16 protein-coding genes are annotated in these 14,420 nt (G+C 39.7%); 7 read left to right on the top strand and 9 right to left on the bottom strand.

The window, feature by feature from the left end:
* Positions 1–103 precede the first annotated feature (103 nt).
* On the top strand, positions 104–1,615 hold the full coding sequence (gene putP, locus H5186_RS06530; protein ID WP_149981458.1) for a sodium/proline symporter PutP: 1,512 nt from the start codon (positions 104–106) through the stop codon (positions 1,613–1,615).
* 70 nt (positions 1,616–1,685) lie between these two features.
* On the opposite strand, the gene H5186_RS06525 is transcribed toward putP, so the two are convergent.
* On the bottom strand, positions 1,686–2,000 hold the full coding sequence (locus tag H5186_RS06525) for a YebG family protein (protein WP_182718165.1): 315 nt from the start codon (positions 1,998–2,000) through the stop codon (positions 1,686–1,688).
* Between the two features lie 261 nt (positions 2,001–2,261).
* On the opposite strand from H5186_RS06525, the gene H5186_RS06520 reads away from it, so the two are divergent.
* Positions 2,262–2,558, top strand: a complete 297-nt coding sequence (locus H5186_RS06520) for a ComEA family DNA-binding protein (RefSeq protein WP_182718164.1) — start codon at positions 2,262–2,264, stop codon at positions 2,556–2,558.
* Between the two features lie 16 nt (positions 2,559–2,574).
* On the opposite strand, the gene H5186_RS06515 is transcribed toward H5186_RS06520, so the two are convergent.
* From H5186_RS06515 to nhaB, 3 genes are all read right to left on the bottom strand, one after another.
* Positions 2,575–2,877 (bottom strand): DUF6170 family protein, encoded by a 303-nt coding sequence (locus H5186_RS06515; RefSeq protein WP_182718163.1) that lies wholly within the window; start codon positions 2,875–2,877, stop codon positions 2,575–2,577.
* Complete coding sequence (dsbB, locus tag H5186_RS06510) at positions 2,877–3,389, bottom strand: disulfide bond formation protein DsbB (RefSeq protein WP_182718162.1); 513 nt, start codon at positions 3,387–3,389, stop codon at positions 2,877–2,879. The genes H5186_RS06515 and dsbB overlap by 1 nt, the downstream gene beginning before the upstream one ends.
* A 163-nt stretch (positions 3,390–3,552) precedes the next feature.
* The gene (gene nhaB, locus H5186_RS06505; RefSeq protein ID WP_182718161.1) at positions 3,553–5,136 is read right to left on the bottom strand and encodes a sodium/proton antiporter NhaB; all 1,584 of its coding nucleotides are present in this window, start codon (positions 5,134–5,136) and stop codon (positions 3,553–3,555) included.
* 433 nt (positions 5,137–5,569) lie between these two features.
* Here nhaB and fadR point away from each other — a divergent pair, with 433 nt between their 5' ends.
* Positions 5,570–6,283 (top strand): fatty acid metabolism transcriptional regulator FadR, encoded by a 714-nt coding sequence (gene fadR, locus H5186_RS06500; RefSeq protein WP_149981452.1) that lies wholly within the window; start codon positions 5,570–5,572, stop codon positions 6,281–6,283.
* Between the two features lie 270 nt (positions 6,284–6,553).
* Positions 6,554–7,159, top strand: coding sequence for a peroxiredoxin C (locus tag H5186_RS06495; protein WP_145239274.1), 606 nt, complete (start codon positions 6,554–6,556; stop codon positions 7,157–7,159).
* Positions 7,160–7,225: 66 nt separating this feature from the next.
* Here the strand turns inward: H5186_RS06495 and H5186_RS06490 are convergent, their stop codons facing one another.
* Together H5186_RS06490 and smpB are read right to left on the bottom strand one after the other, a co-directional pair.
* Entirely contained in the window at positions 7,226–9,820 is a 2,595-nt protein-coding gene (locus H5186_RS06490; RefSeq protein ID WP_182719321.1) for a TonB-dependent receptor, read from the bottom strand.
* 189 nt (positions 9,821–10,009) lie between these two features.
* Positions 10,010–10,489: an SsrA-binding protein SmpB gene (smpB, locus tag H5186_RS06485; RefSeq protein WP_064666579.1), complete on the bottom strand. Its 480-nt coding sequence runs from the start codon at positions 10,487–10,489 to the stop codon at positions 10,010–10,012.
* A 146-nt stretch (positions 10,490–10,635) separates the two neighbouring features.
* Between smpB and H5186_RS06480 the strand changes: the two genes are divergently transcribed.
* A complete protein-coding gene (locus H5186_RS06480) occupies positions 10,636–11,073 on the top strand; it encodes a type II toxin-antitoxin system RatA family toxin (RefSeq protein ID WP_149981450.1) in 438 nt (145 codons plus the stop codon).
* On the top strand, positions 11,073–11,402 hold the full coding sequence (locus H5186_RS06475; RefSeq protein ID WP_145239596.1) for an RnfH family protein: 330 nt from the start codon (positions 11,073–11,075) through the stop codon (positions 11,400–11,402). The genes H5186_RS06480 and H5186_RS06475 overlap by 1 nt, the downstream gene beginning before the upstream one ends.
* A 60-nt stretch (positions 11,403–11,462) precedes the next feature.
* Here H5186_RS06475 and H5186_RS06470 read toward each other — a convergent pair whose 3' ends face one another.
* Complete coding sequence (locus tag H5186_RS06470; protein WP_145239264.1) at positions 11,463–11,822, bottom strand: outer membrane protein assembly factor BamE; 360 nt, start codon at positions 11,820–11,822, stop codon at positions 11,463–11,465.
* Positions 11,823–11,941: 119 nt separating this feature from the next.
* Here H5186_RS06470 and H5186_RS06465 point away from each other — a divergent pair, with 119 nt between their 5' ends.
* Positions 11,942–12,259 (top strand): GIY-YIG nuclease family protein, encoded by a 318-nt coding sequence (locus tag H5186_RS06465; RefSeq protein ID WP_182719322.1) that lies wholly within the window; start codon positions 11,942–11,944, stop codon positions 12,257–12,259.
* Between the two features lie 37 nt (positions 12,260–12,296).
* Here H5186_RS06465 and H5186_RS06460 read toward each other — a convergent pair whose 3' ends face one another.
* Positions 12,297–13,166: a M28 family peptidase gene (locus tag H5186_RS06460; protein WP_259400102.1), complete on the bottom strand. Its 870-nt coding sequence runs from the start codon at positions 13,164–13,166 to the stop codon at positions 12,297–12,299.
* Positions 13,167–13,203: 37 nt separating this feature from the next.
* A complete protein-coding gene (locus H5186_RS06455; protein WP_182719323.1) occupies positions 13,204–14,397 on the bottom strand; it encodes a tetratricopeptide repeat protein in 1,194 nt (397 codons plus the stop codon).
* Between the last annotated feature and the right edge of the window lie 23 nt (positions 14,398–14,420).

The following is a 14,420-nucleotide window of genomic DNA, read 5'->3' as shown; positions in this document are numbered from 1 at the left end:
TTTTACACCAATAATGACTTTATATAGTATTGATTTATGAGTCATTATTAGGATTGAAAGCCAGGTTTTAACTTCAGAGTTGGAGGCGAGTTTGGAAACTGGAATGATTATTTCTTTAGCTGCGTATTTTATCGTAATGCTAGGTATTGGCTTGTACGCTTATAAGCAGTCTACCGCCGATGTGTCGGGTTATATGTTGGGTGGCAGAAGTTTATCACCAGCTGTAGCTGCACTATCTGCAGGTGCATCGGACATGAGTGGTTGGCTACTTATGGGTTTACCCGGTGCTATGTATCTATTTGGCTTAAGTAAAGTTTGGATTGCGATAGGTTTAGTACTTGGTGCTTGGGCAAACTACTTTTTAGTCGCGCCAAGGCTACGTGTCTATACTGAAAAAGCGAATGACTCGATTACCATCCCAGATTACTTTGCTAATCGTTTTGCTGATAATAAAAATATATTACGAGTCATCTCGGCAATCGTGATCATCGTTTTCTTTACACTTTATACTTCTTCAGGCGTTGTCGCTGGCGGTAAATTATTCGAAAACTCATTTCAGATGAGTTACGAAACAGGGCTTTATGTGACAACCGGAGTCGTCGTACTCTATACATTGTTTGGTGGTTTCTTAGCTGTTAGTTTGACTGACTTTGTGCAAGGTTGCATTATGTTTGTCTCGCTACTTGCTGTACCTATTGTTACTTATACGATGCTAGACCAGCCAGTGTTAGACACACTTGCTAATGCCAGCTATGACTTGCTGTTAAGCGCTCCGAAAGAGAGCGAAGTCCACTCGCTTAATATGTTAGATTGGTTTGCTGGTGGTTCAACTATCGCTATTATTTCTGCAATGGCATGGGGCTTAGGTTATTTTGGTCAACCGCATATCATAGTACGTTTTATGTCAGTACGGTCAGTGAAAGATATGCCAACTATGCGTCGTATTGGTATGTCGTGGATGACTTTATCAGCGATTGGTGCAGTGTTAACTGGACTATTTGGTGCCGCTTACATGATCGAAAATCAAATGCTGATTGACGATAAAGAAACTATATTCTTAGTATTATCTGAATTGGTTTTCCATCCACTTATTGCCGGCTTTTTACTTGCTGCTATTTTAGCTGCGATTATGAGTACTATTTCATCTCAGTTATTGGTTTGTTCAAGCTCTTTGACTGAAGACTTCTATAAAATTTATTTAAACCGTGATGCATCACAAACCGAGCTGGTTTTAGTTGGGCGAATTAGTGTACTACTCGTTGCATTATTTGCTATTTATTTGGCTTATGATCGCGATAGTTCTATTTTAGATTTAGTAAGTAATGCATGGGCTGGTTTTGGGGCTGCGTTTGGCCCGTTAGTATTACTTAGCTTGTATTGGAAGCGAATGAATCTACAAGGTGCGATCAGTGGCATGGTTGTGGGTGCAGGGACAGTGTTGATCTGGATATACGCGCCAATCACTATAAATGGTGAGAGCCTCAGCAGTATCATTTATGAAATTATACCGGGCTTTATACTTGCAACAATTGCAATCATTACAGTGAGCTTATCAACAGCGCCACCAAATAAAGAGATCACCGAATTATTTGATGAAGTTGAACGAGGGCTATAACGGGTAGTAATTTTTATAACTAAAAAAGGGCAATTAATTGCCCTTTTTTAGTTAGTTAACTTGTAATTTTTTAGCTTGCTTCTTTATCTGCGCTGGCTTTAATCGACGCTACATTTTCTTTTTTTACTTTCGCCGTAGGTGTTTTCTGTATTGCCTCTTTGCCGCCTTTAAGTACATTCATAAAGTCGTCTTTACTTTTAGCAATCTCAAGTGCGAGCGATTCGATTTGTTGTTCGCTTAGTGGCACATCAACTTTCTCAAGCATAACCTCAAGCGACTCTGCTATATCAAGCATTTTGTCATACGCGTCAGCTTCTTTTTTAGTAGTAAACGTCATACGCTCGACTCCGTTTCTCTCTACAACATATTTAACAACAACAGCCATGATTTCTCCTGCCAATTTGCTTGGTGAATAACAAGTTCACCTTGATTGATTACTGTTTTTATGTACAGTAATTGTTTATTGGTCTTTTTGCAAGTGAACATTTTTATTTTTTACTACTAGGATTTGACAAAGAGGTACAACTTTACTTTATTTAAATAGTCGCACTTTTTTAGTATGACTTTATTTGGAGGTAGTCCAAAAGTGAAGGCATTAAAATCAACTATTAATTGAGTCCACGTATGGATATCATGGAGGAGAAACATGAAGTTTTTAACTTTAATAGTGGTAGTGCTTGGCTTAGCTATTTCATTGCCTAGTAGCGCAGCTGTAACTAAAACAGAGACTGCTGAAAGTATGAAGAAAGTTCAGTTAGTCAATGTGAATCAAGCAACAGTCGAACAGCTTACTCAGCTGCCGGGTATTGGTAAATCAAAAGCGCAAGCGATAATTGATTTCCGTACCAAGCAAGGCAAGTTTAAGTCTGTTGCAGATTTAGCGCAGGTGAAAGGTATTGGCGAAAAATTAGTCGCTAAATTGGATGGCAAAGTTACATTCTAAAAATCAGCAGGGCGAATTATTCGCCCTGCTCAAATTGCTTAATAGCGTGCCTTAAATAGCGTTTAGAGAATTGAATTTCGACTGGAGTGGTTAACAACGGGTAGCTTAACCCGGCCAGAAGTAAAGCTGGAAGTAACAACCAACCTTCAACATACGCTAATGATAGAAATACTGGGATCAATAAAACCAGCTTTATAATACGCAAACTGATTTTTTGCATTGGAGTTAACATACTCACTGCAATCGCAATTATTTGCTGACGTTGACGTATTTTAAACGATTTTAATTGCGTTACTTGACTTGAAAATAATGCCATCATCACAGCGACTTTTTAATTATTAAACGACTTGCTACAACGGCCATTAGTATCAGAGTAAATGCGGCAAAAATGATCTCCATCCACGCCGGCATACTTAGCCCTGCAAATTGCCAATCGATGTTGCCACAGTCACCTGTTGCAGCAAAAAAATGTGGCATCCATTCGTGCAATGGTAATGGGAAATTAGGTTCGAATTCACAGCTAAACGCAAAAGGATCGGTGGTAGTTTGCATATCGATATGTTCGCGTGCAATTAAATAACCCCAAATACTGGCAACTGCCCATGCAGAAAATGCTGTTAGGCGGCATATTACATTCGTGGGTTTAATTGCACCGAGTAACCCAGCGGCTAATAACCCCAGCATGGCAGTACGTTGGTAAATACACATAATGCATGGCTCTAAGCCCATTTTATATTGAAAAAACAATGCGATTACTTCAAAAATAAAAGCGCTAAAAGCGAGCTGTAACCAAGCACTGCGCTGTTGGGCTAAATTTGCTAACCAAGTCATAAAATATCCAATCTATAATTTGTAGATGAATTATGACTTAGTCATTAAACTAGGCGCAAGGATAAATATGATTTGTAACAATAAAAAAGCTGCCGAAGCAGCTTTGTTTTTACTCTTTAACCTAAATATGGGTTAAGGGATTTACTGTCCAGAGTTCGGATATTTAATGCCCTGAACTTCCTATACTTTGTAAGCTTGCGCTGTGGTGTTCAATCCAACCCCATTGATAGAGTAAATCAGTTACCTCACTAAGCCCTAGATATGTAGAGCTTAAACCAACAACCGTAAGTACAATGGTATAGGGAAGTGCCATATAAACCATACGCCCGTAAGATAAACGTAATACGGGAGCAAGTGTTGATGTTAGTAAGAATAAAAATGCAGCTTGTCCATTCGGTGTGGCTACACTTGGTAAGTTAGTACCAGTATTAATTGCTACTGCTAATAAATCAAATTGGTCGCGACTAATTTGTCCTGCTTTTAAAGCCGCCGCCACTTCGTTGATGTAAACAGTGCCAACAAACACATTATCACTGACCATCGAGAGCAGGCCATTTGCGACAAAAAACATAACTAACTGTAATTGCCCTTCAAATGTCAGTACCCAAGTTATTACAGGAGTAAATAAATGTTGATCAATAATTACTGCAACGATTGAAAAAAATACACATAACAGTGCAGTAAACGGCAATGCTTCTTCAAACGCTTTTCCTAGTTGGTGTTCTTCAATTATACCAGCGGACGCAGTTGCAAAAATAATGACGGATAAGCCAATTAAGCCAACGGTAGCAAGGTGTAAAGCTAATGCAATGATCAACCATACAGCAATAAATGACTGAAACATCAGATTAACTTTATCGCGTTTAGTGCGTTTGTTATCGAGCTCTTTTGCGTGATCAGCAAGTATTTGATGAATCGGTTCTGGTAACTTTGCGCCATAACCGAAGGTTTTTGTTTTTTCGAGTAATATTGTAGTAACAATACCAGCGATGAATACAGGCATAGTAACAGGCAACATACGCAAGAAAAACTCCCCAAATTGCCAGCTTGCTCGTTCTGCAATAATAAGATTTTGTGGTTCACCCACCATAGTACAGACTCCACCAAGCGCGGTACCAATCGAAGCATGCATTAATAAGTTACGTAAAAAAGCTCGAAATTCTTCAAGTTCCTGACGATTAACTGGGCGTACTTGGTTATCATCGTTAATGTCATGTTCACTAGTGGAGTCTTTCCCTGAGGCGACTTTATGGTAAATACTGTAAAAGCCCATAGCGACAGCTATGACCACCGCCATTACTGTAAGTGCGTCTAAAAAAGCAGAAAGAAATGCTGCAGAAATAGTAAATGCTAAGGAAAGTACAGTTTTGCTGCGAACTGATACCACCAAGCGGGTGAAAATATAGAGTAATAAATCTTTCATAAAGTAGATACCTGCGACCATAAAGATCAACAGTAAGATTACATCTACATTTTGAACAATTTCATGCTCTACTTGCCCGGCAGTTGTCATGCCTATAAACAGTGCTTCAATTGCAAGTAAACCACCTGGTTGCAGTGGATAACATTTCAGCGCCATCGCGAGAGTAAAAATAAACTCTAAAACTAATGCCCAACCAGCCATATAGGGATTGATATGAAATAACACAGGGTTAATAGCTAAAAAAGCAATAATTGTGTATTTATACCACTGTGGGGCAGAGCCTAAAAAATTCTTAAAAATTGCATTGAAAACACTCTGTTGCATAGGTGTTCCTTATTATTGTACATTTAAGTATAACTGTTGTTGGTTAAGTTAATTCAGTCTAGCCGTGGTGTAAACAAAAAAGCTATAAACAACATCACGTACCTTTTATCCATTTAATATGCCGCGCTATATTAAGTGTAGCTGAAATAGCGAAATGGGTATTTTTATTCAGTCCGTATAGTGTGCATAATGAAGTTAAATGTCTATTACTCTTTGTGGTCAATCCCTTCAATTTAGTATAAAAGAAAGCGACACTGAAAGAGTGATAAATTAGCCTGTATCCATTTTAAAAACGTGGCGAGAGTAGAGGCTTAAGCCTGTCGTCGTGGGTGAATTAATGAAGTGACTTTACTTGTTAGTTTGGCTTCATCTGGTACAATCAGTCAGTTAATCGTTTAAAGTAATGTTATGTGGTAACTCAAGTGGGAATTGAATGAGAATTTTTAAAGCGAAAAGCCCAGCAGGGTTTGCCGAAGAGTACATTGTTGAGTCAATTTGGAATGGTGATTTTCCACCAGGTTCTATTCTTCCCGCTGAGCGAGAGTTATCAGAATTAATCGGTGTTACTCGTACAACCTTACGTGAAGTACTGCAGCGTTTAGCGCGTGATGGTTGGTTAACAATCCAACACGGTAAACCGACTCGAGTAAATAACTTTTGGGAAACCTCAGGACTTAATATTTTAGAGACCTTAGCGCGTCTTGATGAAGATAAAATGCCCGAGTTAACCGACCAGTTACTTTCTGCGCGTACTAATATTAGCGCTATCTATACTCGCGCTGCCATTAAACTAGCACCTGATCGCGTGATAGAAATTCTTTCAAAAAGTGATGAACTTGAAGATAGTGCACAAGCTTTCGCTGATTATGATTATAAAGTACATCATGAGTTGGCTGTTGCAGGTAATAACCGTATTTATGTACTTATTCTTAATGGTTTTAAGGGTTTTTACTCTAAAATTGGCTGTCATTACTTTTCAGATCCAGGCACGCGTCAGTTAGCGCGTCAATTCTATAAAGATTTAACCATACTTGCTGAGAAACGCGAACATGACGGCGCAATTTCAATGATGCGGAAATATGGTCATCAAACAGGTGAGATCTGGCAAAAAATCCGTGGTGATATGCCGGAAAATATCATGGATTAACTCTGCATTTACTGTGTAGTTATATCTATAAGGAGCCTGCATATGCAGGTTTTTTTTCGCTGTTATTAATGACAAACAGCGAGTGATACACCGCGTTCGTATTTTTCGATGAGTGACATCGGAAAATACGATTGTTATTTTAAGTCTTTAGTCTCTAAAATATTCTGATAATTATGCATGCTAGCCCTTGGTATTTATTTTTTAGATCCCATATTAAAGGCAAGCATTGCGTAAGCAATTAAAAGCAAACTCAAATATTTGGAGAATAAAATGGGTGTATTAGTAGGCCGCCAGGCACCAGACTTTACCGCTGCAGCAGTACTAGGTAACGGCGAGATCGTAGATAGCTACAATCTTCACGAAACAATCAAAGGTAAAAAAGCAGTCATCTTCTTTTACCCATTAGATTTCACTTTCGTATGTCCTTCTGAACTAATTGCTTTTGACAAGCGTTATGAAGAATTCCAAAAGCGTGGCGTAGAAGTAATTGGTGTTTCAATCGATTCACAATTCTCACACAACGCATGGCGTAACACTGCTGTTGCAGACGGCGGTATCGGTGCAGTTAAATACGCACTAGTTGCAGATGTTAAGCACGAAATCTGTAAAGCATACGATGTTGAGCATCCAGAAGCGGGCGTTGCATTTCGTGGTTCATTCTTAATTGATGAAGAAGGTAATGTACGTCATCAAGTAGTAAATGACTTACCACTAGGTCGTAACATCGACGAAATGCTTCGTATGGTTGACGCTCTAGCGTTTCACACTGAGCACGGTGAAGTATGTCCAGCTGGTTGGACTGAAGGTAAAAAAGGTATGGATGCAAGCCCAGCAGGCGTTGCTAAGTTCCTTTCAGAAAACGAAAGCGACCTATAATTTAGGCCTTTGTTTTAGAATATGAAAAACCCGCCAATTTGGCGGGTTTTTTATTTAGGGTAGTCGCTAGAAAGCGAATGACACTTTGGTGTAGATATAACGTCCGCGAGGGTTGTGAACCGCGGAAGCATAACCGTATAAATCACCATCACCATCACCAATTGCAAATGGTGGCTCTTCATCAAATAGGTTATTTACGCCAATCGAGATCTTGGTCGATTCGGTAATACGATAAGCCGTTTGTAAATCAACTAAGACTTGTGAATCAACCATTCTTGACGTGTTGCTATCAAAATCGAGGGTGCCATCAAAATCAATATCAGGCGTATCTTCAAACTCACCCACATAGCTGATATTTACATTAGTATTGAATTCACCAAGCTCCCAATTAGTTGAGAACATCCAGCGGTGTTCAGGGTAACCATATTCACCAGTATAATCGCGACCGTCTTTTTCAAACTTGTCTTGATAGGACCATTCTAAGTTGAACTTAAGTAAACCAAGATCATCCAAGGAGTGATTATAATTTGCTGAGAAATCAACACCAGACACTTCCTGCGAAGAGACATTTTTAAAAGTGCTATGAATTTTTTGGATAACACCAAGGGTTTCGCTTCCGGCTGGGGCTAGGCGAACACAAATCGTACTGTTTTGGTTGTTACATTCTGCGTCATAAATTGGGCCGAATGCTTGTTCATCAATTTTGTTATCTTGAGTAATACTCCATACATCAATACTAAAGCCAAGTTCAGCCATAGGAGCCCAAATAAAACCAACGTTCCATGATTCAGATTCTTCAGCTTGTAAATCAGGGTTACCAGCAAATTGGATATTGTAATCAAGAGCTTTACAATCAAGACCTGTAGCACTACAGCGGTAATTATCAATAAAGAATTGACTTTTCTCTGATGGACCTAGACCTATTTGTGCTAGTGAAGGTGCTCTAAAACCTTGTGCCCAAGAGCCGCGAACAGTAATTTCATCAGTAGGTGCCCAGCGCAGCGCTACTTTAGGATTGGTTGTGGTACCAAAGTCACTGTAATCATCGTAACGACCTGCAAGTTGTAATTCTAAGCTATCAGCTAATGGGATTGAGAATTCAACATAGGCAGCGTATTGGTCCCGCTCAGCGGCAGCAGAAACGGACTCAGTACCAAAAATTAAACCTCGCTGAAATTGATCATCAGGGGTATCACTGACATCCTCTTCACGGTACTCAATACCAGCCGCCATCATCACGACATTGTCACCAAAACTAAACGCTTCGCCAGTGATGTTGGCATCAAAAGAGGTCATATGTGATTCACCACGACGAACTAGGCTGGTTGAAATACGTTCAATGACTGCAGGATCATTATAAGTGCCGCCAAATGGGTTGTAGTTGCCGGCATCTATTTCTTGCTGTAAAAAATCAGTTCTTACCCAGCCTTGAGTACGATCACCGGTTTGCATTGATTTACTACGGCCTTTTTGTACAGCGGCTTCCCAGCTCCAATCGCTAATTTCACCACGTAGACCGGCAACAAATCGCAAAGTGTCTGACTCAATATCCCATTGACGGGCACCCGCATCAACAGTTCTATAGTAGTTGATAATTACTTCTTGATTGAAAGGATTATTTGGATGATTCCCTGGGACTGTTAAACCTGCATCTTTATCTAATGGTGTTGGAGCACCTGCGGCAATTGAATTGTTGTGTTGAACAGCCATTTCCATAAAGGCAGTAATACCATTATCAAAGTTATATTCAAACTGAGAAATCGCGCCAACGCGTTCAGAAGCTGGGGCAATATAGCCATAGGGTCCATAATCAAACACACAACTATCGCTACCACTAATTTGATCTGCAGGACAACTTGGATCTGGAGTTTGGACGCCATTCACGCCAAATGTACCTGGAAAGCCACGAGATGAACGGAAATCTTCACCACCATTCGCGGTTTGATTAGCAGTGCCTAAGCGGCCCATTTCATCTGATGATAAAGAGGTGTTTTTAAAGTAATCGATGATCACAGACGCACTGCTTTTTTCGTTTGAGGTACCCCAAACTATGCTTGCTGAGGTTTCTTCATAGTTAGGGCCGTCAGTACCACCATAACCTAAATTAACTTCTAAACCATCGATGTCTTTTTTCAAAATAATATTCACCACACCTGCAACGGCATCGGAACCATAAATTGCAGAGGCACCATCTTTAAGAATATCAATACGTTCGATAGCAGAGACCGGAATACTGTTAATATCAACAAATGAGTTAGTGATACTCTCCGCAAATGCGCTTATAGCTACTCGACGGCCATTAATTAATACAAGTGTTGCATCAGCGCCTAAACCTCGTAGCGATACCGCTGCAGAGCCGTTAGCGGTCGAATCCTGATTATTACCGCGAGTAGAAAAAGTACCATTACCAGCAGCAGGCATTCTTTCCAGTAATTGTTGTAAGTTGTCATAGCCCATATTATCGATATCGGCGCGACTAATTGATTGTACTGGGGAAGGGCCTTCAATATCTGTTCGCTTTATTCTAGAACCCGTCACTTCAATACGTTCAACTTTTTTTGCTTCGTCCGCAGCAAATGATTGAGAAGTATAACCCGCTGTTGAAAGTGCAAGTGTTACACAAGCGATTAGCTTAGGTTTAAATGGGAGTATGTTCTTCATCCTTAAATCCTTGTTATAATGTTAATTTTATCTGGTCAAATGAACCACACACATCAATACCATGTAACAGGTTTGTTATCAAATTGAATTGTAAAGAGGTGTACTATATTTGATACAGTTAGAAGGATTTAAGGGATATAAATAAAAACGCCTAACTGGGTTAGGCGTTTTTGAGGTTGTTTAGATAGATTAAACTTTGTGCTTCATTAACCGTTCTTTTTCGCGAGACCAGTCTTTGTTTTTACCGTCTTCACGTTTGTCATGCATTTTTTTACCTTTACCAAGGTGGAACTCAAGTTTCACCCAGCATTTTTTCCAATACATGGCAGTGGCGATTAATGAATAGCCATCGCGCTCAGTCGCACCGACTAAGCGATCTAGCTCGCGTCTGCTTAATAATAACTTGCGATAACGTAATGGATCGCAAATAACATGGGTTGAAGCACTATTGAGAGGCTGTATTTGACTGCCAAGCAAAAACGCTTCGCCATTTTTAAGGTGAATGTATGTTTCAGAGATGTTTACTTTACCAGCTCGGATACTTTTTACTTCCCAGCCTTGTAGTTCAACACCAGCCTCAAACTTGTCGTGTAAAAAATACTCATGACGCGCCTTTTTATTTAGCGCGATAGTATTACTTGTCGATTTAGATGAATTTTTCTTAGCCATAGTGGCCCATATTATACGTAAAGCTCTGCTTTTTACATCGATTTTTTATTTTTGCTAATAAAAAAGTGTTTGTAAATAAAGCGCCATGAAAGTTTGGGGAAAAACGCAAAGCTTGCTAAAATTCGCCCACACAGTTGGGAGTGAGTATGCCACAAATAGAAAAAAGTGCGCTAGTAATGTATAGCAGCAAAGAAATGTTTGATTTAGTCAATGATGTGGATGCTTATCCTGAATTTTTACCCCATTGCTCGGATGCAAAAATTATTGCACAGCAAGGTAATACCATGACGGCAAGTTTGGAAATTTCCAAAGCGGGTATAAAAAAATGGTTTACTACTGAAAACACCTTTGTAGATGATAATACAGTAACATTGCGCTTAGTTGATGGGCCATTTAAAGCCTTGCAAGGGCGTTGGCATTTTCAAGTGTTGGATGACAATGCATGTAAAGTTCAGCTACAGCTTGAGTTTGAATTTGCGAGTAAATTAATTGAACTTGCGTTTGGGCGCGTATTTAACGATGTTGCAAAAAACATGGTGAATGCATTTACTCAACGCGCTAAACAGGTATATGGACTGCGATGATGATAAAAGTTGAAGTTGTGTATGCATTACCTACCACGGCAACGTGTTTGCTTGTTGAAGTACCAGTTGGTACAACGGCAGAAAATGCCGTGATGCAATCAGGTATCCTCGCTAAGTGCCCTGAAATTGATGGCTTAGCATTAACCTTAGGAATATGGAACCGTACCTGCAAGCTTACGCAAGTGCTTGAGGATGGCGATAGAATTGAAATTTACCGTCCTTTAATTGCTGATCCTAAAGACGCACGACGAAAACGTGCAGAAAAAGCTAAAGACGAAGGTCGTGCTAATAAAATTACAGGTGGGCGACCGCTTGATAAAGCTAAATAATAGCTCAAACAAAAAAGGTTAGCTGTTGCTAACCTTTTCGTAATTTACTGAACTGGAGCGTTATTGCTCAAGCGGTGTATTAAACTCTGCGGGTTGTTCATAGTCACCACTGAGCGATACCAATTTTTCATTTTCAAAATTAATAGTCAGTGATTTACGTTGTTCGTTATCACGGCCAAGATTAAAAGAATATAAGTAATGCCACGTGTTTTTATCGAAAGCGTCTTCTGCAACAGGTTTACCTAATACATAAAGAACTTGCTCACGGGTCATATTGATACGAAGCTTGTCAACATCGGTTTGTTCTAAAAAGTTACCTTGTGGGATGTTGATACGATAAACCCAGCTAGAACAACCGGCGGTTGCGCTTAAGGTCAGAGCAACGATAAACCAAAGAGAAAAAGTTTTTAACGACTGCATTGTTTGTTTGGATCCTTATTTTTTATAAACTGCATGATACCGATTAGTCACCTAAGGTAAAACCCTTTTGAGTAATTGTTTGTGACTTAATTTTTACTATCGATGTTTGGAGCGTAATTTTGACCTCTGAGTCCGCAAAAAGTTTAACTACTACTGAAAATACTATGACAACTAAGATCTCCACGTGGTCACTTTATATTGTACAAACACGTTTAGGGCATTGGTACACTGGGATCAGCACGGATGTGGCAAAACGATTTGCAGCACATCAAGCGGGCAAAGGGGCTAAAAACTTAAAGGGGAAGGGGCCACTGACTTTAATATATCAATGTGAAGTCGGTTCTCGCAGTGAAGCCAGCAAGCTTGAGATAAAAATTAAACGCTTAAGTAAGGCACAAAAGCGAGCGTTTGTTAGCTCTGGGATTTTGCTAACCTGAATTCAGTTTAAAATATATTTACTATCTACAATTTAGCTCAAAGAGTGTTTATATCGTTTATATCAAGTTGGCTAATAAATGCGGCAATATAATTAACTGCATCAATATAAAGCGCTTGGTCAATATTATTTAGTAGGTCGGAACTTTTATGATGGTGGGGGTCATGACCCATGCCAAAGTAAATATAAGCAATTCCGGCTTTAGCAAACGCATAATGGTCGCTTGCTCGGCGCCAATCAATACTATCTCCGAGGGTCATTCTGTTCATTGTGGTTGATGAACTAGCTACTTTTATCTTTAAATTATGCTCAGGCACCTGCTGTAGTTGTGCTTGTAAAGCACTGCGTTGTGCATGTGAGACAAAGGCATATAAGATTTTTTTTGGCGGCTTTACTGCTAACATATCCAAATTAATATTTAGCACGTTTACGCTGTCGTCGATTTGCAATTGACTAACAAAATATTCAGCTCCATGTAAACCATTTTCCTCTGCGTCAGTAGCAACAAAACTAAGTTGGAAAGGCAGATTTGTGTGTGCGAAGCGTTGCGCTAGGAATAACAAGGCACTGACGCCACTGGCATTATCGTTTGCGCCTGCATATAAAGTGTTACCACGCATACCTAAGTGATCATAATGAGCGGTAATTACCAAATGAGTCTTGACTAAGTGCGGTGGTTTTAAAGTCGCAACTACATTTTGCCCCGTTGCTTTTGAAGACCAGCCATGGCTGTAACTAAACGGCTGTAATTGTGTATTGTAACCGAGCGTTTGCAGTCGCGTACTAATGTATTGGGCACTGGTATGCGCGCCGTCGGTATTGGTTTTTCTACCGCTTAGAGCCGTAGAGCTTAGATGCCTCAGATCATCGATCAGCTGTTGCTGCGCGCTGCTATTACTTTGGCACAATGTTGAAAAGCTGAGGCTCAATAGCAAAATAAAATAGTTAATGATTAATTACTCGCGCAGTCATGTCACTTAGTGCCTGTAATTTATTTTGATAACGTTGCTTATCATGGTCAAAATCGGCATGTTTATTAGCCAAACGTAATTGGCGATATGCTTGCTTAAAATCACCTAACTGATAATAAGTGCGGGCAAGACCAAAGTAGCTATCATGAATATCATCATCAATTCTTTTTGCTTTATTGAAATGCTTGATGGCATCTTGATAGTTTTGTCCAAGGTATGCGTTATTTCCTAATGACACATGATAATACGGATTACTTTGGCGCTTCAAATCAAGTTTATATAAAATCTTGTCTGCCAGCTCAGGACGGTCGGTGAGTTGATACAGTAAAGCTAAGTTGCCCAGTGCTGTATTGTTGTCGTTATTAAGCAGCAAAGCATAATTATAGGCTAATTCGGCGTTATCATACTGAGAATCAAGGCGAAGTAATACGGCTAAGTTACCCCATGCAGCAGAGTAATATTTATCTGCTTTTGTTGCCGCTAAAAAGTAGCTATAGGCTAAATCATAATTTTGATTGAGCATTGCCGCTGCCCCTTTATTGTTATAAAACATCGCGGTAATTCGTTGTTTGCTGATGGGGGTCGTCTGAAATTTCTCACCTCGCGAGTTCGGATCAAAATCAATCACTAATGAGGTTTTTGCGTCATACACATAAGTCACATTAGTGTGGTTATTACGACGCTGTGTGACGATCAAATTAATATGCCCAGTCAATAAGTTATAGCCTTTATTTAGCGCCCAATACTCAGGAATATGAACCGTTTGAAATTGCCCCTGCATGCCTAAATATTCCGCGATACTATAGGCCAAAATCGATAATGATAAACAGTTAGCATTTAAATCTCGGTAGGCTTGATTGGCGGTTAGGGTAGCCCCTGCTTGATATAGTAAGGATGCATCGCCATTTTCTAACAAAAAGTTTAGTAACTTTCGAGTTGTGTTTAAATTGCGTTTAGTACTTGGAAAGGCTGCATCGAGTTGTTGTGTTATTGTATCGCTTAAGGTAAAAATCTGTTCACTACTTTCTACTGGGTAAAGCGTGAAAGATTGGTTTTCAGTCACTGGTGGCGGGATGAGTATTGGTTGATTACTCACACTGGTACAGGCAGAGATACTAAAAAGCAGCACAATGACTGCTAGCTTATAAAGCCGCGTTAATATTGTCATAATCATACCCCAACTAATTACTG

Source organism: Pseudoalteromonas sp. SG41-2, assembly GCF_014164535.1.
Classification (GTDB): domain Bacteria; phylum Pseudomonadota; class Gammaproteobacteria; order Enterobacterales; family Alteromonadaceae; genus Pseudoalteromonas; species Pseudoalteromonas rhizosphaerae.
The sequence above is the reverse complement of the archived record's forward strand: the minus strand, read 5'-3'. Positions and strand labels throughout refer to the sequence as shown.

Excerpts from the sequence above, each read along its gene's own strand:
- H5186_RS06470 (WP_145239264.1), bottom strand. The coding sequence starts at position 11,822 with ATGCAGTCGTTAAAAACTTTTTCTCTTTGGTTTATCGTTGCTCTGACC.
- H5186_RS06495 (WP_145239274.1), top strand. The coding sequence starts at position 6,554 with ATGGGTGTATTAGTAGGCCGCCAGGCACCAGACTTTACCGCTGCAGCA.
- H5186_RS06525 (WP_182718165.1), bottom strand. The coding sequence starts at position 2,000 with ATGGCTGTTGTTGTTAAATATGTTGTAGAGAGAAACGGAGTCGAGCGT.
- putP (WP_149981458.1), top strand. The coding sequence starts at position 104 with ATGATTATTTCTTTAGCTGCGTATTTTATCGTAATGCTAGGTATTGGC.
- H5186_RS06515 (WP_182718163.1), bottom strand. The coding sequence starts at position 2,877 with ATGATGGCATTATTTTCAAGTCAAGTAACGCAATTAAAATCGTTTAAA.
- nhaB (WP_182718161.1), bottom strand. The coding sequence starts at position 5,136 with ATGCAACAGAGTGTTTTCAATGCAATTTTTAAGAATTTTTTAGGCTCT.
- fadR (WP_149981452.1), top strand. The coding sequence starts at position 5,570 with ATGAGAATTTTTAAAGCGAAAAGCCCAGCAGGGTTTGCCGAAGAGTAC.
- dsbB (WP_182718162.1), bottom strand. The coding sequence starts at position 3,389 with ATGACTTGGTTAGCAAATTTAGCCCAACAGCGCAGTGCTTGGTTACAG.
- H5186_RS06490 (WP_182719321.1), bottom strand. The coding sequence starts at position 9,820 with ATGAAGAACATACTCCCATTTAAACCTAAGCTAATCGCTTGTGTAACA.
- H5186_RS06480 (WP_149981450.1), top strand. The coding sequence starts at position 10,636 with ATGCCACAAATAGAAAAAAGTGCGCTAGTAATGTATAGCAGCAAAGAA.
- H5186_RS06475 (WP_145239596.1), top strand. The coding sequence starts at position 11,073 with ATGATAAAAGTTGAAGTTGTGTATGCATTACCTACCACGGCAACGTGT.
- H5186_RS06520 (WP_182718164.1), top strand. The coding sequence starts at position 2,262 with ATGAAGTTTTTAACTTTAATAGTGGTAGTGCTTGGCTTAGCTATTTCA.
- smpB (WP_064666579.1), bottom strand. The coding sequence starts at position 10,489 with ATGGCTAAGAAAAATTCATCTAAATCGACAAGTAATACTATCGCGCTA.
- H5186_RS06455 (WP_182719323.1), bottom strand. The coding sequence starts at position 14,397 with ATGACAATATTAACGCGGCTTTATAAGCTAGCAGTCATTGTGCTGCTT.